Genomic DNA, 24,387 nt, shown 5'->3' with positions numbered 1-24,387 from the left:
TGTACAGATCTAGTTATCACCTGACACCGGCCTCAAACCGGTGTCTTGTTTACGCTACTTTAGAGCGCACTTCCTTCGGTATCAATTTCAGACCCTTCTTGAACATGCTGTAGGGGGTTTGACCCTCCATCATCCTGCCCTGATGTGGCCGCTGGGTGTTGTAGTGCACCAGATAGCTATCCAGGTCTGTCTGCATCTGCTCTACCGACTCATACCAGGTCGTCCTCCCCTTGATGCGGAAGTGTTCATCCAGCAAGGTTCGATGCAGCCGCTCGATAAAGCCGTTGCTCTGCGGCCTGCGCACCTTGGTGGTTCGGTGCTCAATCCCCTCCAGTTGCAGGAACAGCTCGTAGGGATGGTGGTCTGGGCGCCCACAGAACTCGCGCCCGTTGTCCGACAGGATGGTATAGACCCGCGCCTCGTGGGCCTCGAAAAACGGCAGCACCGTTTCATTGAGCACATGAACCGAGGTCACCGGCAGCTTGCTGGTGTAGAGCCGTCCCCAGGCGTGGCGACTGTAGCAGTCCAGCACGGTTTGTAGATACACCTTGCCAACCCCCTTGAGCGCGCCGACGAAGAAGGTGTCGACCGCCACCAGTTCTCCGGTGTAATGAACCTCAATCTGGCGTTCTCGGAACTCGGGACTGAATCGTTCTAACAGGCGAATTTGCTCGTCATTGAGCTCAATGGTCTGCTCACGGTGAGTTTTCTCAAGGCGCAGCAAGCGGTCGTGTTTAGAGAGCAAGTCGTGCCGTTGCCACACGCCACGCACACCGCCCGCACTGACATTGATGCCTTGCAGAGCCAGTTCTTGCGCGACCCGCAGCGGGCCTTGAGTTGGTCTGGTGAGGGAGTAATCGAGGATGGCCTGTTCAATCTCGGGCGCAACCCGATTGGGATGAGCCCCTTTACAGCCCGGCAATTTGTCGAGCAAGCCCTCGGCGCCATAGGTCTGGTAATTACGGCGAATTTCGTAGAACTGCTGGCGGCTGTAGCCAATGAGCTTGCAGGCTTTACTGACGTTATTGAGCTCTTTGGCGAGCTCTAGCAGGCTGAGTTTGCGACGTGCTACTTTCTCGTTGGTGGTCATACGGTGACTCCAGATAACACGGTAGGGGTACCGTTTTGTTATCCGGTTTGAAGCCGTATGACCACTCCCTTTTGTGGGCAACTGTCAGGTGAATACCATCTCCATACAAACAGTGGATTTGGGGGCAGTAATCTCGTAGGTTCGATTAGCCGTCAGGCGTAATCGGACGTTCGCGTCAATCAATTCCCCCGCGATAACGGCCACCCGCATTTCCCCTCTACCAGATGCCGCTGATCCACGGAAATACCGGAACAACGGCATCTCGATCGTCCGATTACGCTTCGCTAATCGAACCTACATGGAGCGGTCATATGTGGTGAATGCAGATTGGCGAGGATCAACCAATCTGACGCCATCGCCATAATCAGAATCACCACAAATAAAAGAGCCGCCCTTATGGGCGGCTCTTTGCATCAGCGATGGTGACTGATTCGTCTTGTTACCGAATCGTCTTTTTACTGAATCGTTATTGGGCCTTGGGCGCTTCAACCGCAGCAGCAGCCGGTTGATCATCTTCCTTGATCCAGGCATCCAGCAGGGTGTAGCCCACCGCCAGCACCACCGGGCCGATAAAGAGACCGATGATCCCCATGGTCAACAAGCCGCCGATAACACCCACCAGAATGAGGATGAGCGGCAGGTCGGCGCCCCGCTTGATCAGGAAGGGGCGCAGGAAGTTGTCCATGGTGCCCGCAATCAGTGACCACACCAGCAGGAAGGTGCCCCAGGTGGTGTCGCCGCTCCAGTAGAGGTAGCCAATACAGGCCAGCAGCACCGGGAAGGGGCCGATCTGGGCGACGATCAACAGGAACATCACCACCACCAGCACCATGGCGTAGGGGATACCGGCAATCAGCAGGCCGACACCGGCCACCGAGGATTGCACCAGTGCGGTCACCACCACCCCCATCGCCACGGCACGGATCGCCTGTGAAGCCAGCACTGTAGCGTTGTCGCCACGCTGACCCGCCAGCCGGTGGGCGAAGCGGCGAATGCCGGTCGCCACCACTTCACCGGAGTGATAGAGCACCCCGCAGATACCGACCGTCAGCAGGAAGTGGACAAACAACAGCCCCAGATTACCGGCCTGAGAGGCCAGCCAGCGGGCGGTCTGACCGAAATAGGGGGCCAGCTTGGCAAACAGCACCTGACCACCGCTCGCCAGAATTTGCTGCCAGAAGTCATAGAGCTTGTCGCCCACCAGCGGGATCTGTTGCAGCCAGAGCAGCTCCGGCGGCGGTGACTGGCTGATATGGGTACCCAGCTCGATCAGCATGGGCGCCTTCTCCGCCACATTGGCCAGCGTCATAAAGAGCGGGATGACGAACATCAGCAGCAGCACCAGCGTCATAAAGAGGGCCGCCAGGGTGCGCTTGCCCCACAACAGGCGCTGCACCATCAGCATCAGCGGCCAGGTGGCGATGGTGATCATGGTGGCCCACACCAGCGCAGGCAGGAAGGGCTGCAACACCAAGAAACAGGAGATAATCAGGATGCTGAGAAACAGCACCCCCAGGGTTATCTTGGCCAAATCCACTTTTTTCACATTCATAGAGTTCCCTTGTCAGAGCCGTTGCCCTTGGGTCGTGTGTCGCATTTCAAGAAAGAGAGTATCCACCAGAGGCCTGCGCTCAACCAGAGCCCCAGCCCGAAAAAGAGCACAAACTGACCAAGCAGTATGGCCAGCGAACTGCTGGTCAGCAGCGGCAGCGCCCAGAGCCCCGCCCCTATGACCGCGCCCCCCGCCAGGGTGACCGCGCCGGTCACAATGGGGGGATAACCGCCGCGGGTCAGGGTAAGCAAACCGCCAACCCAGAGCCCGAAGGCCGCCATGCCTATCCCGGCCAGATGGGCCGACTGGGTCAGCCCCCCGAGCGCCAGCGCAGATGCAATCAGCAGCAGCCAAGCCGCCGACTGCCTGTCGGCACGCCAGCAGGGACGAGCGGCCAGCAGCAAGGCGCCAATCAGCAGCCCCGCCGCCACATCGGAGATAAAGTGCACCCCGAGCCAGACCCGCGCCAAACCTGTGGTCAGCGCCAGCAGCAAGGCCAGCGAATAGGCCAGCCCGCGCCGGGCAGGCCAGAGCCAGCCAAGCAGCGCCCCCCAGAACAACAAGGCCGAGGCGGTGTGACCGCTCGGCATGCCAAAGCCCTGAGCACTGTGAGTCGCCAGTTCAGGTTGCAGATGAAAGGGGCGCGGCCAGCCGATCCCCTCTTTGCTTGCCTGCACCAGCAGCCCGAGCCAGAGCATGGCAAAGAGCAGCTGGCGCAGCCGTGGCCACCCCAGCAGCGGGAGCAGCAAAGGTATCAGGGCAAGCTGAAAGCCGCCTGAACCAAACAGATTGCTGGCCGACAGCCACCAGACATCGGGCCCCAGCCATTGCTGCAGACGTATCATCAGCGGGATCTCGGCCTGATGCAGCGCATTGCCCTGCACCACGAAATCGGCCTGCCAGCGCACCTCGCTCTCGGGCACCTTATCCAGTCGGGCTTGCAGCCAGTCGAGCTGATCCGGGAAACGGCGCTGCTCGCGGGGGAGCTGATCGGTGGCGATCAGCCGGGCGTTGAGGATCTCGCCACCCAGATTGGGGGCTTTCAGCAGAGAGACAAAATCGGAATCTTGCTGGGCGACAATCGGTTCCCGCGTGCGGCAGGCGAAGATAACTGCCCGCTGCCAGCGACCCAGCTCCTGCACCACCTCCCCCTGCAAGCCGGTCTCCTCAAAGAGTTCGCGCAGCGCCGCCTGCTGCGGGCTCTCGCCGCCATCTATATAGCCACCGCTCAGGCTGTAGCGGGAGGAGATGCGATCCTGCACCAGCAGCAGTTGATCCTGATGGCGGATGGCGCAGGCCGCTGCCGTGGGGGCTGCCGGTTCGGCGCTCAGGGCTGGCAGAGCGGCAAACAGCGCCAGCAAGAGTAAAAAGAGGGTTCTCGACATCAATTTGCTTTCCCTATGCGCAATGGCGACAAGCCTCCCAGAAATCAGATAGTTGGGCAACGGTAGCGGCCGGATCGCCGCCGTTCCCGCCGCGCTGGCGGTGCACGGAAGATTGCGATGAAGCAGGGCACTCCCTACTATTGGCGGCTATCTTCAATTTCATGCAGCAAACGCTGGAGCCCTCCATGAGACAGTTCGGCTTTTTCCTCGGCATCGCCATCGGTGTCATTTTGATCCTGTTCGGCAGCATCGTCATCTTCCAGGCGCTCCCTGCCGCACTGGATGTACTGGAGATGCCAAGCCGCATCCCGTTCGTGCGCGAGGTCTACACCTGGCTGATGACCAGCGCCAACGGCCTGACCGCCCAGCTGGAGCAGAATTTCCTGGAAGCGTTCCAGACCGTGCTCAAGCTGATCCTGCTCATCACCTTCATGTGGGTCTGCGTCAAGCTGGTCAACATGGGGGTGCTGATTATCCGTGCCGGGGTTGATCTCATCCGCACCGCCATCGCCCACAGCGAAGGTCCCCACGACCAGAAGAAGCCGGATCAGCACGATCACTTCTGACTCTGATATGGTCGATGGATGTGAACGCTGCCGCCCCCAACCGGGCGGCAGCGTTATATGCGCGGTATGAAGGCCCCTCCCAGCCCCCATGAATACCCGATAAAGCAGCGGCTTTCCCTTGTGAATCAGCAAACTGCCCATATGTTGCATCACCTTGACATGGTTTGCGCCCCGCGCGGCGGCGGCCCGGTTTCTATCCCGACCCCGTGCTCTGGTATAATCGACCACCTCTTTTCCCCGTTATGGAGCCTGTTCATGCCCAATCATGCAGAAAGTGCCCTCGAGGTTCGTCTCGACAAGTGGTTGTGGGCAGCCCGATTCTACAAGACCCGCTCCGTGGCGCGGGATCAGATCGACGGGGGCAAGGTGCACTACAATGGTCAGCGCAGCAAACCGGGCAAGCAGGTCGAAGTGGGTGCACTGATCCGCTTCTGGCAGGGGCAGGACGAACGCGAAGTGCGGGTGCTGGCCTTGAGCGAGCAGCGCAAATCGGCTCCGCTGGCCCAGCAGCTCTATGAAGAGACCGCCGAGAGCCTGAAAAAACGGGCCGAGAACAGCGAGGCGCGCCGCTTCAACAGCCAGTTTGCCCCCAGCCCCGAGCGCCGCCCCGACAAGCAGGAGCGACGCCAGTTGCTCAAGGTCAAACAGTACTGACCGACCCCGATTTGATACCGGGCTGGCATCAACCCCAGCCCGCCCGATTTACCTCACCGAAAAGCCAGGAATACATGATGAGCAACCAAGATCTGCTGTATCGCTATCTGTTTGAAGAGTACGAAGTGCGTGGCGAGCTGGTCCAGCTGGATCACACCTACCGCCACGTAGTGGAAGCCCAGAACTACCCGGTGCAGGTGCAAAAACTGCTGGGCGAGCTGCTGGTCGCCACCAGCCTGCTGACCGCCACCCTCAAGTTTGAAGGCTCCATCACGGTGCAACTGCAGGGCGATGGCCCGGTGCGTCTGGCCGTGATCAACGGTGACAACAACCAGCAGCTGCGCGGCGTGGCCCGCTATGAAGGCGAGCTGCCGAGCGATGGCAATCTGCAGAGCCTGATCGGCAACGGCCAGCTGATCATCACCATCACCCCGGAGCAGGGCGAGCGCTATCAGGGCATCATCGCGCTGGACGCCGACACCTTGGCGGGCTGCCTGGAGCACTACTTTGCCCGCTCCGAACAGCTGGCCACCAAGCTGTGGATCCGTACCGGCTACCATGAAGGCAAACCGCGCGCTGCCGGCATCATGCTGCAGGAGCTGCCCGCCCAGAGCGAGGATCACAGCAACGATTTCGATCACCTGACCCAGCTCACCAGCACCATCAAGGATGAAGAGCTGTTCGGCCTGCAGGCAGAAGAGATCCTCTACCGTCTCTACCATCAGGACAAGGTGCGGGTGTTCGATCCGCAGGCGGTCGAGTTCCGCTGCACCTGCTCCCGCGAGCGCTGCGAAGGGGCTCTGTTGCAGATAGAAAAGGAAGAGGTGATGGAGATGGTGCAGGAGCTCGGCAAGATCGACATGCACTGTGATTATTGCGGCGCCCAGTACCAATTTAATGGGATCGATGTCGAAACCCTGTTCAGCAGGGCTCCCGGCAATGATGCAAACCAGTTACACTAATTAAAGGCGGGCAAAACCCGCCTTTAACTTTAATAACAAAAAAATACCCTATTTTATAAAGTTTGATGGCGATCGCTAAACTCTACCACCTAAGTGATAGGATGACCGTCAGATAGAACCCTACCAACCTCTGAACCCAGGAGAATACAATGACAATCGTGGCAGAACCCACCCTGGCCCAACAATTAGGACTGGACCAGTACGGCATCAAAAACAGCCAAGAAATCGTTCGCAACCCCTCTTACGAGCAGCTTTTCGCGGAAGAGACACGCCCTGACCTGGAAGGGTTCGAGCGCGGTGTGGTGACCGAGCTGGGCGCCGTCAACGTAAACACCGGTATCTTCACCGGTCGCTCCCCGAAAGATAAATATATCGTCAAAGATGCCACTACCCAGGATACTGTGTGGTGGTCTGACCAGGGTAAAAACGATAACAAAGCCATTACCCCGGAAGTGTGGTCACATCTGAAAGGGCTGGTCACCAAACAACTCTCCGGCAAGCGCCTGTTTGTGGTCGACGGTTTCTGCGGTGCCAACCCGGATACCCGCCTGGCCGTGCGCATCATCACCGAGGTGGCCTGGCAGGCACACTTCGTGAAAAACATGTTCATCCGCCCGAGCGATGAAGAGCTGAAAACCTTCAAGCCTGACTTCGTGGTGATGAACGGTGCCAAGTGCACCAACCCGAACTGGAAAGAGCAGGGTCTCAACTCCGAGAACTTTGTTGCCTTCAACATGACCGAGAAAATGCAGCTCATCGGTGGCACCTGGTACGGTGGCGAGATGAAGAAGGGCATGTTCTCCATGATGAACTACTTCCTGCCCCTGCGCGGCATTGCCTCCATGCACTGTTCCGCCAACGTGGGTCAGGACGGCGATGTGGCCATCTTCTTCGGCCTCTCCGGCACCGGCAAGACCACCCTCTCCACCGATCCCAAGCGTCAGCTGATCGGCGATGACGAGCACGGCTGGGATGACCACGGCGTGTTCAACTTCGAAGGTGGCTGCTACGCCAAGACCATCAAGCTCTCCGAAGAGGCCGAGCCGGACATCTACCACGCCATCCGCCGCGATGCGCTGCTGGAGAACGTGACCGTTGCTGCCGATGGCACCATCGACTTCGATGATGGCTCCAAGACCGAGAACACCCGCGTCTCCTACCCCATCTATCACATCGACAACATCGTCAAGCCGGTCTCCAAGGCAGGTCACGCCACCAAGGTGATCTTCCTGACTGCCGACGCCTTCGGTGTGCTGCCTCCGGTCTCCAAACTGACCAAGGAGCAGACCAAGTACCACTTCCTGTCTGGCTTCACCGCCAAACTGGCCGGTACCGAGCGCGGCATCACAGAGCCGACTCCGACCTTCTCCTCCTGCTTCGGCGCAGCCTTCCTCTCCCTGCACCCGACCAAGTACGGTCAGGAGCTGGTGAAACGGATGGAAGCGGCAGGTGCAGAGGCCTATCTTGTCAACACCGGCTGGAACGGCACCGGCAAGCGCATCTCCATCAAGGATACCCGCGCTATCATCGACGCCATCCTGGATGGCTCCATCGAGAAGGCCGAGACCAAGGTGCTGCCGATCTTCAATCTGGAGATCCCGACCGCGCTGCACGATGTGAACCCGGCGATCCTCGACCCGCGCGACACTTACGCCGACAAGGCCGAGTGGGATGCCAAGGCCGTCGATCTGGCAGGCCGTTTCATCAAGAACTTCGAGCGCTTCACCGATAACGATGAAGGCAAACGTCTGGTTGCGGCAGGCCCGCAGCTGTAACAGGCTCGCTTCGTATCAGTGACATCATGCCGGTCAGCCACGCTGACCGGCATTTTTATTTTTGTGGAGCCCCGAACGCCGCCATCGGCCCCGTTAAAGGGGCCAAAACCTTGCCTTTGCCCATTGTGACAGGTTAGATTCAGCCAAACTTTATACAATATACAATTCTGTAACGCCCAATCGTGACCCGACCATGACCCCACCCTACAAGACCCGAACCCAGATGGTGATGGAAAACCTCCGTGGCCGGATCCTCCGTGGGGAGTTCCCCGCTGGCGCCCCCTTGCGTCAGGATGCCATCGCCAAAGAGCTGGCAGTGAGCCGCATTCCGGTACGCGAAGCCCTGATGCAGCTGGAAGCGCAAGGGCTGGTGAAGTTCGAAGCCCATCGCGGCGCCGTGGTCACCATGCTGGACGCCTCGGCCATTGAAGAGCTCTTTTATTTGCGAGCGCTGCTGGAAGCCGATACCCTGTTTCACGCCGTCGACAAGATGACGGAAGCCACCTTCGCACAAGCGGAGGCGATCCTCGCCCAGTTTGATCACGCCCTGGAGTCAGGCACCCAGATCGAACATTGGGCCGAGTTGAACCACAGCTTTCACGCCACCCTCTATCAGGCAGCCGGTCGCCCCCAGGCACTTGAACTGATCGCCCAGATCAATCTGAGCTGTGACCGCTATGTCCGCTTCGAGCTGCTCTTTGCCAGCGACGGCGTGGACAAGGCGGAGCGTGAACACGCCCAATTGCTGGAACTGTGCCGCGCCCGGCGCAAGCACGAGGCGGTGGTGCTGCTCAGGCAGCATATCGAAGCGGCAGGTCAGTCGATCAAGCGGATCCTGGCCAGCGGCCATAAAAACTGAACACTCATATAGCAACCATCTGGCACTAACGACATGAATAATTTCGAGATAATTGAAACCCGCGTCGCCCAAGTCAGGGCCGAGCTGGCCATGCAGGAGTTGGACGCATTTATCGTCCCCCACGATGATGAGCACCTCGGCGAGTACATCCCCGCCTATGCCGAGCGGCTTGATTGGATCACCGGTTTCAACGGCTCTGCCGGGGTCGCCATCATCATGGCCCAGCGGGCAGCCCTCTTTGTCGATGGTCGCTATACGGTGCAGGCGCGGATGCAAACCCCCGCCGAACTGTTCGAATTCCTCCACCTCATTGAAAATCCTCATGTGCAGTGGCTGGCCGAGCAACTGCCGTCGGGCTCCCGGGTTGGCTTCGATGCCCGCCTGCACAGCCTGACCTGGTACAAGAATGCCAAGGCCGTGCTGGCCGATCGCGGTATCGAGCTGATCCGCGTCGAGCAGAACCCCATCGACCTGAACTGGAGCGATCGCCCGGAGCCGACCAAGAGCCCGGTCATCCTCTACAGCGAGGAGCTGGCGGGCCAGTCCAGCCAGTCCAAACGTGAACAGCTGGCGGCCGACCTGCGCAAGCGCGGGCTGGATGCCGTGCTGCTGACCCAGGCCGAGCCCATCAACTGGCTGCTCAACCTGCGTGGCCGCGACATCGACCGGCTGCCGGTGGTGCTGGGCTTTGCCGTGCTCTACGCCAACACCAGCATGGATTTCTTCGTCGATACCGACAAAATTGACTGCTTCGCCTTCACCCAACACGTTGGGCAGGATGTCTCCGTCTACCCCATCGACAAGCTGGGCGACGTGCTGCAGCGCATCGGTGAAGATCAGCAGAAGGTGCTGGCCGATCCGGACAGCGCCAACGCCTGGACCCAGCTCGTCATGGAAGAGGCGGGCGCCATTCTGGTGGCTGGCCAAGACCCCACCATGCTGCCGAAAGCGTGCAAGAACGAGATCGAGCTGACCGGCATGCGTGCCGCTCACCTGCGTGATGGCGTGGCCATGACCCGCTTCCTCGCCTGGCTGGATCGGCTGGTCGCCACCGGCGAGTTCGAGGGGGTGGATGAAGGCACCCTGGCCGATCAGGTGGAAGCGTTCCGCCGCGAGCAGGAGCACTACGTCGAGCCGAGCTTCGATACCATCTCTGCGCTCGGCCCCAACGCCGCCATGTGCCACTACCACCACACCAATGGCACCCCGCGTGCGTTTGGTCAGGACAGCCTCTATCTTCTGGACTCCGGCGCCCAGTATATGGATGGCACCACCGACATCACCCGCACCATCAAGGTGGGTGAGGTGAGCGACGAGCAGAAAGCGATGTTTACCCGGGTGCTGCAAGGCCATATCGCGCTAGATCAGGCCCGCTTCCCCCGTGGCACCGCCGGTATCCAGCTCGACGTGCTGGCCCGCATGCCGCTGTGGCAAGCCGGTTACAACTACGACCACGGCACCGGTCACGGTGTCGGCCACTTCCTGAGCGTCCACGAAGGCCCCCAGCGCATCGCGCCGAAAGGGAGCATGGTCGCCCTGCAACCGGGCATGGTGCTCTCCAACGAGCCGGGCTACTACCGTGAAGATGGCTTTGGCATCCGTTGCGAAAACCTGGTAGTCGTGACCGAGCTGGAACAGGTTGGCGAGCTGCCGATGCTGGGCTTCGAGCGTCTGACCTACGTGCCGTTCGATACCCGCCTGATCGACCGCAGCCTGCTGAGTCCGGCCGAATTCCGCTGGATCAACGAATACCATGTCGAGGTGTTCCGCCGCCTGAGCCCGCTGCTCGAGGGCGAGGATCTCGCCTGGCTGGAGCAGGCAACCAGCCTCATCTGATGACACAGGGCCTGCGGGCCCTGTTTTTTATCCCCCCTTTTGACCTGTATCAACACCCCATGCGAGCAGGTCAGGAGAATGGCGGCCATGAAAAGTCATCATGCCAGCCCAGCCCGGGGCTCACACGCCGCAGCCAGCCAAAAGGCGAGTGACCATCCCAGACTCATGCGCGAGCAGCAGACGGTCAGCGCCATGATCCGCCTCTACTGCCAGCACCATCATCAGGATCCCCATTGCCGCCACTGTCGCCAGTTGCGGGATTTCGCCCATCAGCGCCTTCGTCGTTGCCGTTATGGCCACGGCCACAAACCCACCTGCGCCAATTGCAACATCCACTGCTACGCACCGGCGATGCGCAAACAGATCCAGCAGGTGATGAAGTGGAGCGGCCCGCGCATGTTGCTGCGCCACCCCTGGCTCACCCTCCGCCACCTGCTCGACGGCTTGCGCAAAGCACCCAAACTGCCCCAGAGCCGCCCCCTGCCGCCATAACCGCCAATCCCTTGCATCCGGCAGGGGATGACCACTACCCTATGACTCCTTTTTTGCCGTTGACCCCAAGGTCAGCGGCGTTGCCGATCCGTTTGCTGCCGATGGAGTCCTGATGCACCACAACCCGCCCCTGCTACGCACCGCCACCCACAATGACATGCACGCCATCTGGCAGATCGATGCCAAGGTGTTTGGCGAAGATGTCTATCCCGCCTTCTTCTTCCGTCAGGCGATGGATTTGTGGCCCGAGTTGTTGCTGGTGGCCGAATACGAGGGGCAGTTGGTGGGTTATGTGCTGGGGGGATTCGGTCAGGAGCGGTCGCAAGGCTGGGTACTCTCGCTGGCGGTGCTGCCCGAGGCACGCGGTTTCGGCCTCGCGGAGCGAATGATGCGCCAGATGGAGGCCAACCAGCAGGCACTGCAGATCAGCGAACTGCGGCTCACGGTCGATCCGGCCAATCCGGCCCAGCGCCTCTACTACCGGCTCGGTTACACATTGCAGGCGGAAGTAGCCGACTATTTCGGCCCCGGAGAAGACCGTCTGCTGCTGGTTAAAACCCTCTCCGGTACAGCTGCGATTCAAGGACAAAACCGGTTACAGAACGCATAATTGGTTACATTTTGCCGATTTCATGTGTGACGGGGTTGGAGTAAAGTTCACTCATCAACCGGATTGTTCAAATTACGTGCAGCCCAGGAGGCCCACCATGTTGAAGCGTATGACCCTTATTGCCCTGCTGGCAGCAACCACCATCACCGGATGCGCCAACAGTGACGTTTACTCTGGCGATGTTTACACCAAAGACCGCGCCAAACAGGTGCAGACCGTCAGCTACGGCACCATCATCTCCACCCGCCCGGTGAAGATCCAGGCCGATGAGAACTCCCTGATTGGCACCATTGGCGGCGCCGTAGTCGGTGGCCTGCTGGGCAGCACAGTCGGTGGCGGTACCGGACGCGACATCGCAGCCGCAGGCGGCGCCATCGCCGGTGCAGCGGCAGGCAACGCCATCGGCAACAAGATGAATCAGGTCGACGGCGTCGAGCTGGAGATCAAGAAAGAGAACGGCGAAGCCATCGTGGTCGTGCAGAAAGCCAGCCCCACCTTCACCCCGGGTGCTCGCGTGCGCATGACCCAGGGCAATGGTAGCATCAACGTGGCCGTCGTGAATTAAGCGTGTAAACTCAGGCTTTGCAGCTTTAGAGTCATAAAAAAACCGCCGGAACCGGCGGTTTTTTGTTGTCTGACGTGCGGGATTACATGCTGTAGGCCTTCTCGCCGTGGGAGGTGACATCCAGCCCTTCCCGCTCGGCATCGCCGTTCACCCGCAGCCCCACCAGCATGTCGACCGCCTTGAAGGCAATCGCCGCCACGGCACCGGACCAGAGCAGGGTGACACCGACCCCGATAGCCTGGATCTTCACCTGAGTCAGGATGGAGTAGCCCTCGGCAACCTGATTGGTGACATAGTCCCACACCCCGGTACCGCCCAGATCCGGGCTGGCAAAAACGCCGGTCAGCAGGGCGCCGAGAATACCGCACACCCCGTGTACGCCAAACACGTCCAGACTGTCATCGGCCCCCAGCAGGCGCTTGAGACCGTGGACGCCCCACAGACCCGCCACGCCACTGATAAGGCCCATCACCAGACCACCGCCCACACCGACGAAACCGGCTGCCGGGGTGATCACCACCAGACCGGACACCGCACCAGAGGCGGCCCCCAGCAGGGAGGGACGTCCCTTCATCACCCACTCGGCCAGCGTCCATGACAGAGCTGCCGCAGCCGGCGCTACCCAGGTGTTGATAAAGGCGAGTGCGGCGATACCGTTGGCTTCCAGCGCGGAGCCCGCGTTGAAACCGAACCAGCCGAACCAGAGCAGGGAGGCGCCGATCATGGTCATGGTCAGGCTGTGGGGGGTCATGGGATCACGACCGTAGCCCAGACGCTTGCCCACCAGATAGGCACCCACCAGACCCGCCACGGCGGCGTTGATGTGCACCACTGTGCCGCCTGCAAAATCCAGCGCACCATGCTGGAACAGATAACCGGCAGTGGCGGTCGCGGTTGCTGCGGCTTCGGCGCTGGTATAGGCATCCGGACCCGCCCAGTACCACACCATATGAGCCAGCGGGATATAGGCAAAGGTGAACCAGATCACCGAGAAGAGCAGCACGGCAGCAAACTTGATGCGCTCGGCGAACGCCCCCACGATAAGACCGCAGGTGATGGCGGCAAAGGCCCCCTGGAACACCACATAGATCAGCTCGCTGATCCCGACACCCTTGCTGAAGGTGGCGGCGATGGAGTCAGGGGTCACCCCCTTGAGCAGCACCTTGCTGAAGGAGCCGTAGAAATTGCCCCCCTCGGTAAAGGCCAGCGAATAACCGTAGATCACCCAGAGCACGCAGATGAGGCAGAACAGGGTAAAGACCTGCATCAGCACGCTCAGCATGTTTTTGGCCCGCACCAGACCACCGTAGAAGAGGGCGAGACCGGGGATCGACATCAGGATCACCAGCGCCGCCGAGAGCAGCATCCAGGTGTTGTCACCCTTGTTGATTGTCATGGCGGCAACCGGAGCCACCGCCGCCTGTACCTGAGCGACCTCTTCGGCCCAACTTGGGGTAACCAGCAAGGCAGGCAACATCGTCAGACCCGCCATCATCCATTTTTTGACCATAGAGCACTCTCCTTCCCTGTCGTACCGGTACAAGACCGGCTCCGTTTCCCTGATTGAATCTGTGGCGAACCGCAAGGTGTTGCTGCAACCCGCCAGAATCACACCCGTGCCCGGCACGGGGATGTCTCTTGCCACTTCCTCATCACTGCATCTGCCGCCGATGACCGCAAGAGACCGTCTGACATGTAAAAAGCATAAAGCGGGCCACAAATTTAAATCCTTTTAAATCATTGCATTAGTAAGATCACGCATCATCAATGCACCAATTTGGCGCATGAGCTGCGCTAACCTGCCCAGGGTCGCCCTGTCGCAGGGCAGCCGATACGTCGCGCACCAGAAGTGCGCAAACCCGGAGCCAGCCCACAAGCTGACGTCATCGATATCGCGCGCTGCGGGCCCGCTCGTTTACACTGACAGACCAGCCGTTTCCTGTTATCCGACCACGGCATGCCATTACACAGCCCCTTGTTTGCAACCTGATGGCGGCCCAATCCGAGGAACACCATGCAGTTCGATCGTCTCGACATCAGCCTCTCCCACTACCGTCACCTCGACCGGGAGCATCGCGCCCACATCGCGCTGCTGGGGATAGTGATGCTGGCCATCATGGCCCTTCATCTGTTGCTGCTGCCCCACTTCCCCTACGAGCGCTTTTACGCCGTCAGCTTTGGCTTCGAGGTGATCAACTGGCTCACCATGCTGTTCCTGTTTTGGGTGGTGCAGTGCGCCCACCTGCCCACCCACACCTACCGCATGCTCTCCTGCGGTCTGATGTTGTGGATCATGGGGGCCACCGCCGACATCATGGATGAGCTGGTGGCGCAGCCACTCTGGCTCGCCATCTATGCCGAGGATCTGCTGCGCTCCAGCGGCATCCTGCTCAGCAGCATCGGCATCCTGAGCACCATGCACCACCTCTTCCACATCAATACCCAGCTCAGACAGCAGGCGCTGTTCGACGATCTGACCCGGCTGCCAAACCGGCGCTACTTTCATCAGCAGCTGTTTCTGGAACAGGGGATTTGCCACGCTCTCATCCTGCTGGATCTGGATCACTTCAAGGTGATCAATGACAACTACGGCCACGATATCGGGGATCGGGTGTTGCAGCAGTTTGGCGAGCTGTTGCAACAGCACTGCCCGCCCGGTGCGCTGGCGGCCCGTGTCGGGGGTGAAGAGTTTGCCCTGCTGCTGCCCATCGCCCACGAAGCCGAGCTGCAGCAACTGGCCAACACCCTGCTCACTGCGACCCGCACCATAGCACCCGACCCGGCCCATACCATGACGGTCAGCCTGGGGGTTGGAGTCCGCGAGCCCGGGGAGCCGGCAGTCTCGCTGTTCAAACGGGTGGATCAGGCGCTTTATGGCGCCAAGGAGGCGGGCAGAAACTGCGCGGTATGGGCGACGCCGACTAACAAGGAGACGTGAAGATCTACCGGTTGATTGCCGGTCACTGCGAAACATTGCTGCTGAGATAGGAGCCCCTGTTTTATGGGGAAAATCCCCTCACCTAAAAGCGGAAGGTAAGACCGATATTGGCCTGCCACTGGGTTACCAGCTCCCCGCGCACCTTGAACACGCACTGCTCCGGGTTGCAGAGAAACTGGTTGTTGTCGTTAACCAGCGAACCATAGCCGCGCACCTCGGCCCGCAGGGCCAGATGCTCGGCGAGGCGCGGTTGCACCCCAAGCGCCAGCGACATGGAAGGAGTCACCTCGCTGTCGTAGGCGGCAAAGCGGGTCACCCCGATCCCGGCGCCGATATAGGGCGCCATCAGGTTGTCAGAGAGAGTAAGCGCACCGGCAAAGTGCAGGGTGTCCACCGTCAGGCGATCCGGCTGGTCGGGAGAGAGGGTGGTGGACTGGTGGCTGTAGAGCAGCTCGATCATGCCGGGATCATCCACCTCCTTGCTGATAAAGAGGCCCCAGCTGCCGGAGCCCTGTCCCTGCAGTGAATCAAACGATGCAGAAAGCGGCACCGGCTGCACCACATCGTCACTCTTCTCGAAGTCGATGGCTGAGCTGTAGCCAAAAAACGGCGTCACCTGCCAACCGGATGTGGTCGCGCCCTCGGCACTCCAGACCGGCCCCAGTGGCAGCAACAGCCCCATCATCGCTATCCCGGCTCTCTTCATCATCATCCCCTGCTCCCTGTATGATTGTGCAGAAAGCCTACCAGAGGCATCCTAGGCCCATCCTAAACGGCGGCTGTACCGGATCACTTTCATCGCGGGATTTCCCCCTCGCCTGAACCCCTGCCGAACCGCACCACTGGCGCAGTTACGCGCCCCGCCACCATTCATCGACGGTTAACCTCTGCCACGTATGCTGGCGCCAAATCGGGTCATCGGGGCCCGTTATCACTACTCAAAAGGACATCAGGGAATGGTTGCCGCGCAACTCAACGACCCCAAAACTACCCTCGCGGATACCCTGCGGGCCACCGCGCATGCCATCGACGAGAGCCACATCAGCCTGCGCCAGATGCTCGCGCTGGTGGGCGAGCAGGGCATGCTGCTGTTTTGCGTGCTGCTCACCGTCCCCTTCCTGCTGCCGGTCTCCATTCCCGGGGTCAGCACCCCGTTTGGCCTGCTGATCCTCTTTATCGGCATCGGCATCACCCTCAATCGGGTGCCCTGGCTGCCCGCCATGCTGATGGAGCGTCGCTTCGCTGCCGACCAGCTCAAGCCGACCCTGCACAAGGGGGCAGATCTGCTGGCCCGGGTCGATCGCGTTATCCGCCCACGCCTGCTGGTGCTGACCGGCAGCAACACGGTCAACCGCTGCAACGGCCTGCTGATCATGCTGGCCGCCCTGCTGCTGATGCTGCCCCTGGGCGCCATCCCGTTCACCAACGCCATGCCCGCCTGGGCCATCCTGCTGCTGGCCACCGGCATGTTGCAGCGGGACGGTCTGTTCGTCGCCAGCGGCTATCTGCTGGTAAGTGCGACCCTGGTCTGGTTCAGCGTGCTGGCCATCGGCTTGCTGATGGCGGGCCAGAGCGCCAGCGGCCTGCTCGGCTAACCCCGATGCACAGAAAAAGGGCGACCAGATGGTCGCCCTTTTTGATTTGTGCGGGATACCGCCCGGTCAAAGCAGATCGTAGATAAGGGCCGAGATGGCAAGCAGCCCCATCACCAACACAAAAAGGGTACTCGGCCCGCGATAACGCTTGAGTGCGGGCAAGCGATAGATAGAGCAGGCCGGCAGCAGAAACAGGATCACCGCGATCAGCGGGCCACTGACGCGCTCGATGATGTCGAGCACATTGGGGTTCAGATAGGTGATGACGGCGGTCACCATAAACAGGATCACCGATGACACCCGGGCGATGGTCGACTCCTTGAGAGAGAGCCCCAGCCCCTGACAGGCACCGCTCACCATGCTCACCGTCCCCTCGCTCACCCCCATGGAGGTTCCGAGGAAGGATTTGGACATGGCCAGAATGGCGATAAGCGGCCCCACATAGGCGATCAGCGGATTGGAGAACTTGTTCGCCAGCGCCGACAGCACCGAGATATTGTCGGTGCGGGCCAGCGCCATCTCGGCCTGACTCAGACTCATCACGCAGCTCACCACGAAAAAGAGCACGCTGCCGCAAATCAGCATGCTGCTGTACTTGATGATCCGCTTGGCACGCAGGTCGGCACTCTCCTGACAGCGCTTTTTCTGCGCCGCGCTGAAGGAGGAGATAATGGGCGCATGGCTGAAGGAGAACACCATCACCGGCACGATCAGCCAGAGTGATTTCCAGAACGCCGGATCCCGCCAATCCACCGCCTGGCTCTCGCTGAAATAGGAGAGGCTCCACTGGGGCAGCAGATAGATGGAGAGGCCAATCAGAAAGGCAACCATCGGCAGTGCCAGCACGCTGATGGCCGATACCACGATCTGTTTGCCAGCCAGCAGCACCAGATGCAGGCCCAGCATCACCCCCAGCACCAGCAAGCCGCGCGGAAGCTCGGCATCCCCCAGCTGGTGAACCACGAAGCTTTGAATCGCGTTGGTGATGGAGATGCTGTAGACCAGAATGATGGGGTAGAAGGCCATCAGATAGACCAGCATCAACAGCTTGCCCGCCTTGGCTCCGAAGTGCTCCTCCACCACATGGGTGATATCCCCTTCCCGATGAGAGCTGGAGAGCACAAAGCGGCTCAATGCCCGGTGGGAATAATAAGAGAGCGGAAAAGCCAGCAATAAAATAAACAGCAAAATAACCGGAGAATTACTGCCAACCGTAATAGGGAGAAATAACGTACCGGCACCGACAGCAGTGGCATATAGGCCCATGGTCCATACCGAATCGCTTTTCTCCCATTTCAATTTTGAAACAGGGTTACTCTTTTCAGCAATAGAAACACTCATTGCAATATATACCTTATTAATCTGTCATCATTATTTTTATTGGCCCGAATAACAGGCTGGAGATATGTCGTTGCATATCGCCCTGCACATGAAAAAACAACGCCGCGAGCGGCCAACAGGGCCACCGGAGAGAAACGGAGCTGCCACGCTACCATCGTTGAAATCGCTATCCGGGTCAAGGTTAATAATTCATGACTGTTTGAATCGGAATGTTTCAAAAGACAACGGGATGTATCACATTCGTCACCCAAAACCAGATTCACGCCCGTTTGATAACATACCGATAAAACCTCATGCTGTTGCCCAACAACACAAATAAGACCAGCGTTCAGGCCGATAATATTAACACCTTAAGCTGTGGAATATGAGTTAAATAATACGGCCAACTTTTCTACTAATTGACAGTGATGTCAGCCAATTTATTCAGAGTAAAAGCGCAGGCTATTTCCGACAGCGACCGGGGTGGCACTCTCAACCTGCCGGGCAGTGCGCCACCCGGTTGCGGCCTGCCCGCTTGGCCCGATAGAGCCACTCGTCGGCCCGAGCCAGCGCCTGATTGATCTCCTCCTCTGGCTGCACCAGAGTTGCGCCCAGACTGACCGTGATGGCGACCGGATCGGCAGGCAATGCTTCGACGGCAGCACGGATCTGCTCCGCCATCTGCAGCAAACCGGCTTCATCGATCCGCGGTAGCAGGATCAGAAACTCCTCGCCACCGCTGCGCACAAAGAGATCGTCCGCCCGCAACAGGGCATCGATGCAGCCACTGAATCGCTGCAAGGCTCGATCTCCCTGCTGATGGCCGTAACGATCGTTGATCTGCTTGAAGTGATCGATGTCGAGCATGATAAGACCGCAGGGCGCCTCCCCTGCCCGCAACGGCTGGCAGTGCTCGAAGAAGAAACGGCGGTTATGGAGGCCAGTCAACTGGTCGGTTTCGCTCTGGCGCAGCAGTCGCTGCTGCAACTCGTACTGGCGGGTGATATTGCGGGTCACCCAGGCAACCGCCCGCTTGCCGTCATAGAGAGAGGGCAGCGGCGCAATCTTGCCCTCGAAACGCTGTATCCCTTGCGGCCCGGCGGCGGCATTGATCCCCCCCACCTCGGCTGCTGAGAGCTCATACTCCACCACTCGCACCTGACCGCTCGCCAGCGACTCGGCTACCTGCGCCTTGACCCACATGGCCATCTCGGGTGGCAGCACATCGGCCAGCTGCTTGCCCGTCAGCGGATTGCCGTCGTGATAGAATTGCTGCTCCATGCCGCCGATATATTCCACGTAATAGCCATCTTCACTGAGGATAAAGACGGGATCTGGCAGCTGGGCCATCACTTCATAAAGCTGGGTTACCGAAAGCGCCACGAAGACTCCTGTACTTCAACGTCAAACAGGGGGGAGATATTCTGCCTCAAGAGGAATCACACGCCCTCATCGTCAGCGCAGAAAAATCTGCGGCCACAGCCAACAATCCTTTACATCTAGCAGCCTGCCAGCCTCTCGGCCACCACCGGTGGCAAGCACGTTGCTACTCCCGCCACTGCGCTCGCTCACGGCGGCGAAAGCCCCCTCACCCGGTCACGCATATCCCATTGTTTCAACTCACAAGTTCATTTACGCTGGCCGTCCTGAGTCCAGTTTTCACCTCATCAGCCATCAGGAACGCCAGCCACCCGCAACCGCAGGGGCTGTACCACGGAAAAGGAATCGCCAGATGAAAAACGCCATCGTTACCGCCCGCTTCGACGCCATCAGCACCGAAGGGGAACAGCTCACCCTCAAGATCGCCATCAAGGCCCCCGAGCCGGATCCCAAGTCCGCCAGCGGTGACTGGCGCTGCAAGGTGAAGCTGGCGGGGCTGAGCGACAAGACCTTTATCTACGGCATCGACAGCCTGCAGGCCCTGAGCCTCGCCATCAAGTTTGTCGAAACCGAACTGCGCGCTTTCTCCGATGCGGGCTGGCAATTCTATCTGCCCAATTGCCCAGATCACCCCATCGACATGAGCGCCTGCTACTTCCCGGCGCTCTAGCCCGGCCAACCCAAGGAGCCCGGATGCACGGACCCGATCCCGCCAATCCCCACCCCATGAACGGCTTTCCCCAGGTGTGCTTTATCAAGAACACCATCAAGGGGCCCAATATCGAGGTGGGTGACTACACCTATTACGACGACCCGGAGGATTCGGCGGGCTTCGAGCGCAACGTCCTCTACCACTTCCCCTTCATCGGCGACAAGCTCATCATCGGCAAGTTCTGCGCCATCGCCCGCGGGGTGAAGTTCATTATGAACGGCGCCAACCACCAGACCTCCGGCTTCTCCACCTACCCCTTCTTTATCTTCGGCAACGGCTGGGAGCATGCCGCACCCGCCCCGGGCAGCCTCCCCTACAAGGGGGATACCGTCATAGGCAACGATGTCTGGATTGGCTATGACGCTCTGATCATGCCGGGGGTCAAGGTAGGCAACGGAGCCATCATCGCCGCCCGCTCCGTGGTCACCGGAGACGTGCCCGCCTACGCAGTGGTCGGCGGCAACCCCGCCAAGGTGATCCGCTACCGCTTCGACGACGACACCATCGCCCGTCTCAACGCCATCGCCTGGTGGGACTGGCCGGTAGAGCGGATCAGCCGCAATCTGCCGCTTATCAGCGGCGGTGAGATAGCCGCGCTGGAAGCGGCAATCCGTTAGAGACAACCACCATCAAGCAGGAAGCACTATGCAACTAACCCCACCCCAACCGCCTCAGGACGATGATGTTGAAGCGCTGCGCATTGGCCTGACGGGCTACAACGTAAGCCAGGCAGGCCCTCAACTGTACGAACTTCGGCGCGAGCGGATCGCCAGCTTTATCAAGGATGAAGAGGACAAGGTACACGGCGGCATCATCGCCGACATCAAGTGGGGCTGGCTGCACGTCGACTGGCTCTGGATCGACGAAAGCATCCGCCGCGATGGCTGGGGCGGCCGCCTGCTCGGCGCTATGGAGCAGTACGCCCAAAGCAAGGGCATCAGCAACTACCACTTGGAAACCACCAGTTTTCAGGCCCTCCCCTTCTACCAGAAGCAGGGTTACGAAGTCTTTGGCCAGCTGCCCGATATGCCGCCGGGGCATGTGAGTTATTTTTTGAAGAAGCAAGGCATTTGTAATGAATAAAATTTACAAATACATGAAATTCAGACCTGATTTTTTTAAAAAACCTAGTCTTAGGTTAAGTCAACGCTGTGCATTGAATGACCCTTTTGAGCTCAGCCCGGACCAAGATACGCTAGATAAAATATTAGAAGATGCTCATAGAGAGGATTTCTTCCAACAAATTTCTGAATATGCAAGTGATGAAGGGTTTGATGATACAGGGATCATCTCTTTCACGGAAAGTTATAATAACTTATTGATGTGGTCTCACTACGCTGACGAGCATAAGGGTATTGTTATTGAATTTGACTACCATGCTTTGAAGACTCACTTCAATAAAATACTATCTGTGAGTAACTCTATTGAACGTGTATTATATAATAGAGAAAGACATGAGGTACTACCATGTACCACTTCACCCAAAAGAAACTTATTAACTAAGAGTGATGATTGGATTTATGAAAAAGAACATCGAGTAATAACTAAAGTATCGAATGCAGATTACTTTGTCATTAATAAAGAAGCCTATGAATATATTATTGATTTCTATGATGAAAGCTACCTTGAACTGCTTAATGTCGAGAAATACAAAGGGATGATAAAGATCTCCATCAATCATCAAGCATGCCACTTAATGGATCAGCAAGAAAAAGATGGCAGCTCCACTGACGATATGGAAGAGATGCGATTTTCTCCAAGCAACACTATATTAAACGAACTACTTTCTTTTATCGCAGCAGCACCAACCTCCATTTTTCTTTTTGATATACCAATAGAATGTATCACTGGAATATTTTTAGGCTGTAGATTAACGGAATCAGACAAGTCAACGCTACGTGAAGTAGCTTGCGAAAATACATTATTTAATAGAATACCTTGTTATCAAGCTAGTTTAAGCAAGCATCAATTCGCCTTGATTTTTGAAGAAACCTACCACTCATGCTCAACAACGTAGACGTAGACGTAGATGTAGATGTAGATGTAGATGTAGATGTAGATGTAGATGTAGGGTGCAATGAACGAAGTGAATTGCACCTCTATCTTCACAACTATCATAATGAAAATGGTGCAATGCGCTCCGCTTATTGCACCCTACGTTAACCATGTTAATACCGATTATTTATTGTCGTGTGGTATTTCATATTCAGGTGTAGAGGTATCTCCCCAAGATAATGGATACCGGCCTTGTTGTACCCAACGATGGAAAGTGGAATATGGCCAATCTTTCGGGGCTGTTACCAATCCATGTTTGACAGGATTGATATGGATGTAATCGAGATGGTGATTGAAATCTTCCTGATTGCGGATCAGGTGATCCCAATAACGTCGCTGCCAAATACCCCGCTCACCACGCAGCCAACGAGATGCTGAGCGAGCCTCCGAATTGGGGATTGCTCGTGAAAACTTGCTTTTGATTTGGCGCCAGCGCAACGGAAAATTGGTATCCCCTTCCGGCAACTCCAGCAAGGCATGCAGATGTTCGGGCAAGACAACCCAGCCGTGGATCCGGAATGGACGACGCTCTTGCACCTCTCTGACAACCGACCTCAGCAGATCGATCCGCTCGACCAGTAAATGGTTGTTCTGACGCTCAGCCAGCACGACCGTAAAAAACCAGGTTCCCCCCGGTCGCCATATTCGTCTGTAATTCGCCATGTTTTGCCTAATCCACAATCAACCCTGTTGTTAAATGTGGTCTAAACGAAGCAAAACGTAGGGTGTAATGAACGAAGTGAATTACACCTCGCTCACACATCCACAAAACAAAAGCGGTGCAATGCGCTTCGCTTATTGCACCCTACTTGTATGGTTCCTGCGTTGTTACATCATTTGGTTAACGACCCAAAAACGGCTCCCAATCCTTGAACACCGGCTGCAACCCGGCCTGCCGCACGGCGGCGGCCACTTCCCCCACCGGGCGGTCGTCGTGGATGGCGAACTGCTCCAGCTCCTCTTTATCCCCCTCGGCATAGCCACCCGGCTGGGTGCGCGACTCGGCCGACATCTGGGTGATGCCAAGGCGCACCGCGCCGTTGCGGAAGGTGGCCGACTCGCGGGTGGAGAGGGACAAGTCCAGCGTGGGCGAGAAGAGGCGCCAGGCGCAGATAAGCTGCGCCAGCTGACGATCCGACATGACCACGGCAGGCTCCAGCCCGCCGGTGCAGGGGCGCAGGCGCGGGAAGGAGAGCGAATAACGGCTCTGCCAGTGGTGGCGCTCAAGCCAGCTCAGATGCTCGGCGACAAAGTAGCTGTCGGCGCGCCAGTCCGAGGAGAGGCCGATGAGCGCCCCCAGCCCTATCTTGTCGATACCGGCGCGACCGAGCCGATCCGGTGTGGCGAGGCGCCACGCGATGTCCCGCTTGTTGCCGCGCAGGTGATGGCGGGCGTAGGTGGGGGCGTGGTAGGTCTCCTGATAGACCATGACGGCGTCGAGGCCGAGGCTCTTCAGCTCGGCATATTCGGCCTGCGAGAGGGGCTGCACCTCCATCCCTACCGTGCTGAAGTGGCGGCGGATGATGGGCATCACCTCGCGAAAATAGGCAAGCCCCACCTTGTGCTCGTGCTCGCCGGTCACCAGCAGCACGCTGTCAAAACCGCGCGCCTTGATGGCCAGACACTCGCGCTCTATCTCCTCTGCATTCAGGGTCTTGCGCTTGAGGCGGTTGCTCATGGAGAAGCCGCAGTAGGTGCAGTCGTTGGCGCACAGATTCGACAGATAGAGCGGCACATAGAAGCCGATGGTGTTGCCGAAACGCTGGCGGGTCAGCCGCTCGGCCTCGGCCGCCATCTGCGGCAGATAGGCTTCGGCGGCTGGGGAGATCAGCGCCATAAAGTCGCTCAGGGTGCGGCGGGGTGAACCCAGCGCCCGCGCCACATCGGCGGCGGTCTTGGCGCGGATCTGCATGCCGATATCGTCCCACTCAAGCTCCTGCCAACGATTGGCAAAATCCAACCACCTCCCGGCCTCCCCCTTGGGAGGGGGAGGAGTGCAGGGATCGCCCCCTTCAAGTACCGAATCAGCCGAAGCCCTCAC

At 58.8% G+C, this 24,387-nt stretch carries 24 protein-coding genes; 15 read left to right on the top strand and 9 right to left on the bottom strand.

Going from position 1 to position 24,387, the window contains the following annotated elements; translation table 11 throughout:
• Positions 1-49: 49 nt before the first annotated feature.
• The 3 genes from AB5Z05_RS12825 to AB5Z05_RS12815 form a co-directional block, all read right to left on the bottom strand.
• Positions 50-1,090 carry an IS481-like element ISAs19 family transposase gene (locus AB5Z05_RS12825; protein WP_279460456.1) on the bottom strand — a complete coding sequence of 347 codons (1,041 nt, stop codon included), beginning with the start codon at positions 1,088-1,090 and terminating at the stop codon, positions 50-52.
• Positions 1,091-1,556: 466 nt separating this feature from the next.
• Positions 1,557-2,642: an AI-2E family transporter YdiK gene (gene ydiK / locus AB5Z05_RS12820; protein WP_005340147.1), complete on the bottom strand. Its 1,086-nt coding sequence runs from the start codon at positions 2,640-2,642 to the stop codon at positions 1,557-1,559.
• On the bottom strand, positions 2,639-4,027 hold the full coding sequence (locus AB5Z05_RS12815; RefSeq protein ID WP_368151761.1) for a phosphatase PAP2 family protein: 1,389 nt from the start codon (positions 4,025-4,027) through the stop codon (positions 2,639-2,641). Before AB5Z05_RS12815 ends, ydiK begins: the two co-directional genes overlap by 4 nt.
• Before the next feature lie 185 nt (positions 4,028-4,212).
• On the opposite strand from AB5Z05_RS12815, the gene AB5Z05_RS12810 reads away from it, so the two are divergent.
• The 9 genes from AB5Z05_RS12810 (at position 4,213) to AB5Z05_RS12770 (ending at position 12,346) form a co-directional block, all read left to right on the top strand.
• Positions 4,213-4,593, top strand: a complete 381-nt coding sequence (locus AB5Z05_RS12810; RefSeq protein WP_005340143.1) for a hypothetical protein — start codon at positions 4,213-4,215, stop codon at positions 4,591-4,593.
• Between the two features lie 255 nt (positions 4,594-4,848).
• The gene (gene hslR / locus AB5Z05_RS12805; protein ID WP_005356527.1) at positions 4,849-5,247 is read left to right on the top strand and encodes a ribosome-associated heat shock protein Hsp15; all 399 of its coding nucleotides are present in this window, start codon (positions 4,849-4,851) and stop codon (positions 5,245-5,247) included.
• Between the two features lie 77 nt (positions 5,248-5,324).
• On the top strand, positions 5,325-6,209 hold the full coding sequence (hslO, locus tag AB5Z05_RS12800) for an Hsp33 family molecular chaperone HslO (protein WP_323936071.1): 885 nt from the start codon (positions 5,325-5,327) through the stop codon (positions 6,207-6,209).
• A gap of 149 nt (positions 6,210-6,358) precedes the next feature.
• Positions 6,359-7,984 carry a phosphoenolpyruvate carboxykinase (ATP) gene (gene pckA / locus AB5Z05_RS12795; RefSeq protein WP_005340139.1) on the top strand — a complete coding sequence of 542 codons (1,626 nt, stop codon included), beginning with the start codon at positions 6,359-6,361 and terminating at the stop codon, positions 7,982-7,984.
• 193 nt (positions 7,985-8,177) lie between these two features.
• Positions 8,178-8,843, top strand: a complete 666-nt coding sequence (locus AB5Z05_RS12790) for a GntR family transcriptional regulator (protein WP_005340138.1) — start codon at positions 8,178-8,180, stop codon at positions 8,841-8,843.
• Positions 8,844-8,876: 33 nt separating this feature from the next.
• Entirely contained in the window at positions 8,877-10,679 is a 1,803-nt protein-coding gene (locus AB5Z05_RS12785; protein ID WP_019445175.1) for an aminopeptidase P family protein, read from the top strand.
• A gap of 87 nt (positions 10,680-10,766) precedes the next feature.
• Entirely contained in the window at positions 10,767-11,171 is a 405-nt protein-coding gene (locus AB5Z05_RS12780) for a nitrous oxide-stimulated promoter family protein (RefSeq protein WP_368151758.1), read from the top strand.
• A 112-nt stretch (positions 11,172-11,283) separates the two neighbouring features.
• Positions 11,284-11,781 (top strand): GNAT family N-acetyltransferase, encoded by a 498-nt coding sequence (locus tag AB5Z05_RS12775; RefSeq protein ID WP_005340127.1) that lies wholly within the window; start codon positions 11,284-11,286, stop codon positions 11,779-11,781.
• Between the two features lie 97 nt (positions 11,782-11,878).
• A complete protein-coding gene (locus AB5Z05_RS12770; protein ID WP_005340126.1) occupies positions 11,879-12,346 on the top strand; it encodes a glycine zipper 2TM domain-containing protein in 468 nt (155 codons plus the stop codon).
• A gap of 82 nt (positions 12,347-12,428) precedes the next feature.
• Here AB5Z05_RS12770 and amt read toward each other — a convergent pair whose 3' ends face one another.
• A complete protein-coding gene (amt, locus tag AB5Z05_RS12765; RefSeq protein ID WP_005355035.1) occupies positions 12,429-13,856 on the bottom strand; it encodes an ammonium transporter in 1,428 nt (475 codons plus the stop codon).
• Between the two features lie 504 nt (positions 13,857-14,360).
• Between amt and AB5Z05_RS12760 the strand changes: the two genes are divergently transcribed.
• Complete coding sequence (locus AB5Z05_RS12760) at positions 14,361-15,284, top strand: GGDEF domain-containing protein (RefSeq protein ID WP_139748035.1); 924 nt, start codon at positions 14,361-14,363, stop codon at positions 15,282-15,284.
• An 82-nt stretch (positions 15,285-15,366) separates the two neighbouring features.
• Here the strand turns inward: AB5Z05_RS12760 and AB5Z05_RS12755 are convergent, their stop codons facing one another.
• Positions 15,367-15,990, bottom strand: a complete 624-nt coding sequence (locus tag AB5Z05_RS12755) for an outer membrane beta-barrel protein (protein ID WP_368151763.1) — start codon at positions 15,988-15,990, stop codon at positions 15,367-15,369.
• Between the two features lie 250 nt (positions 15,991-16,240).
• Between AB5Z05_RS12755 and AB5Z05_RS12750 the strand changes: the two genes are divergently transcribed.
• Positions 16,241-16,879, top strand: a complete 639-nt coding sequence (locus tag AB5Z05_RS12750; RefSeq protein ID WP_058056332.1) for an exopolysaccharide biosynthesis protein — start codon at positions 16,241-16,243, stop codon at positions 16,877-16,879.
• 66 nt (positions 16,880-16,945) lie between these two features.
• Here the strand turns inward: AB5Z05_RS12750 and AB5Z05_RS12745 are convergent, their stop codons facing one another.
• Positions 16,946-18,220 carry an amino acid permease gene (locus tag AB5Z05_RS12745; protein WP_101530032.1) on the bottom strand — a complete coding sequence of 425 codons (1,275 nt, stop codon included), beginning with the start codon at positions 18,218-18,220 and terminating at the stop codon, positions 16,946-16,948.
• Positions 18,221-18,691: 471 nt separating this feature from the next.
• Positions 18,692-19,582, bottom strand: a complete 891-nt coding sequence (locus AB5Z05_RS12740; RefSeq protein ID WP_368151755.1) for a diguanylate cyclase — start codon at positions 19,580-19,582, stop codon at positions 18,692-18,694.
• A gap of 349 nt (positions 19,583-19,931) precedes the next feature.
• Here AB5Z05_RS12740 and AB5Z05_RS12735 point away from each other — a divergent pair, with 349 nt between their 5' ends.
• From AB5Z05_RS12735 to AB5Z05_RS12720, 4 genes are read left to right on the top strand one after another with little or no spacing between them, the layout of a single operon-like run.
• Positions 19,932-20,249, top strand: coding sequence for a hypothetical protein (locus tag AB5Z05_RS12735; protein WP_005355042.1), 318 nt, complete (start codon positions 19,932-19,934; stop codon positions 20,247-20,249).
• A gap of 23 nt (positions 20,250-20,272) precedes the next feature.
• Complete coding sequence (locus AB5Z05_RS12730) at positions 20,273-20,908, top strand: Vat family streptogramin A O-acetyltransferase (protein ID WP_368151753.1); 636 nt, start codon at positions 20,273-20,275, stop codon at positions 20,906-20,908.
• A 28-nt stretch (positions 20,909-20,936) separates the two neighbouring features.
• Positions 20,937-21,374, top strand: coding sequence for a GNAT family N-acetyltransferase (locus AB5Z05_RS12725; protein ID WP_368151751.1), 438 nt, complete (start codon positions 20,937-20,939; stop codon positions 21,372-21,374).
• Entirely contained in the window at positions 21,367-22,308 is a 942-nt protein-coding gene (locus AB5Z05_RS12720) for a DUF2971 domain-containing protein (RefSeq protein ID WP_270657087.1), read from the top strand. The genes AB5Z05_RS12725 and AB5Z05_RS12720 overlap by 8 nt, the downstream gene beginning before the upstream one ends.
• A gap of 161 nt (positions 22,309-22,469) precedes the next feature.
• Here AB5Z05_RS12720 and AB5Z05_RS12715 read toward each other — a convergent pair whose 3' ends face one another.
• Positions 22,470-23,009 carry a transposase gene (locus AB5Z05_RS12715; RefSeq protein ID WP_368151749.1) on the bottom strand — a complete coding sequence of 180 codons (540 nt, stop codon included), beginning with the start codon at positions 23,007-23,009 and terminating at the stop codon, positions 22,470-22,472.
• Positions 23,010-23,187: 178 nt separating this feature from the next.
• Positions 23,188-24,387 (bottom strand): 2-iminoacetate synthase ThiH (gene thiH / locus AB5Z05_RS12710; protein ID WP_368151747.1); only part of this gene is annotated, 1,200 nt, incomplete at its 5' end.

The sequence above is a fragment of the Aeromonas sp. R2-4 genome (assembly GCF_040908365.1).
GTDB lineage: Bacteria > Pseudomonadota > Gammaproteobacteria > Enterobacterales > Aeromonadaceae > Aeromonas > Aeromonas veronii.
Note: the sequence above shows the minus strand (reverse complement) of the source record. Positions and strands in the feature narration are given on the sequence as shown.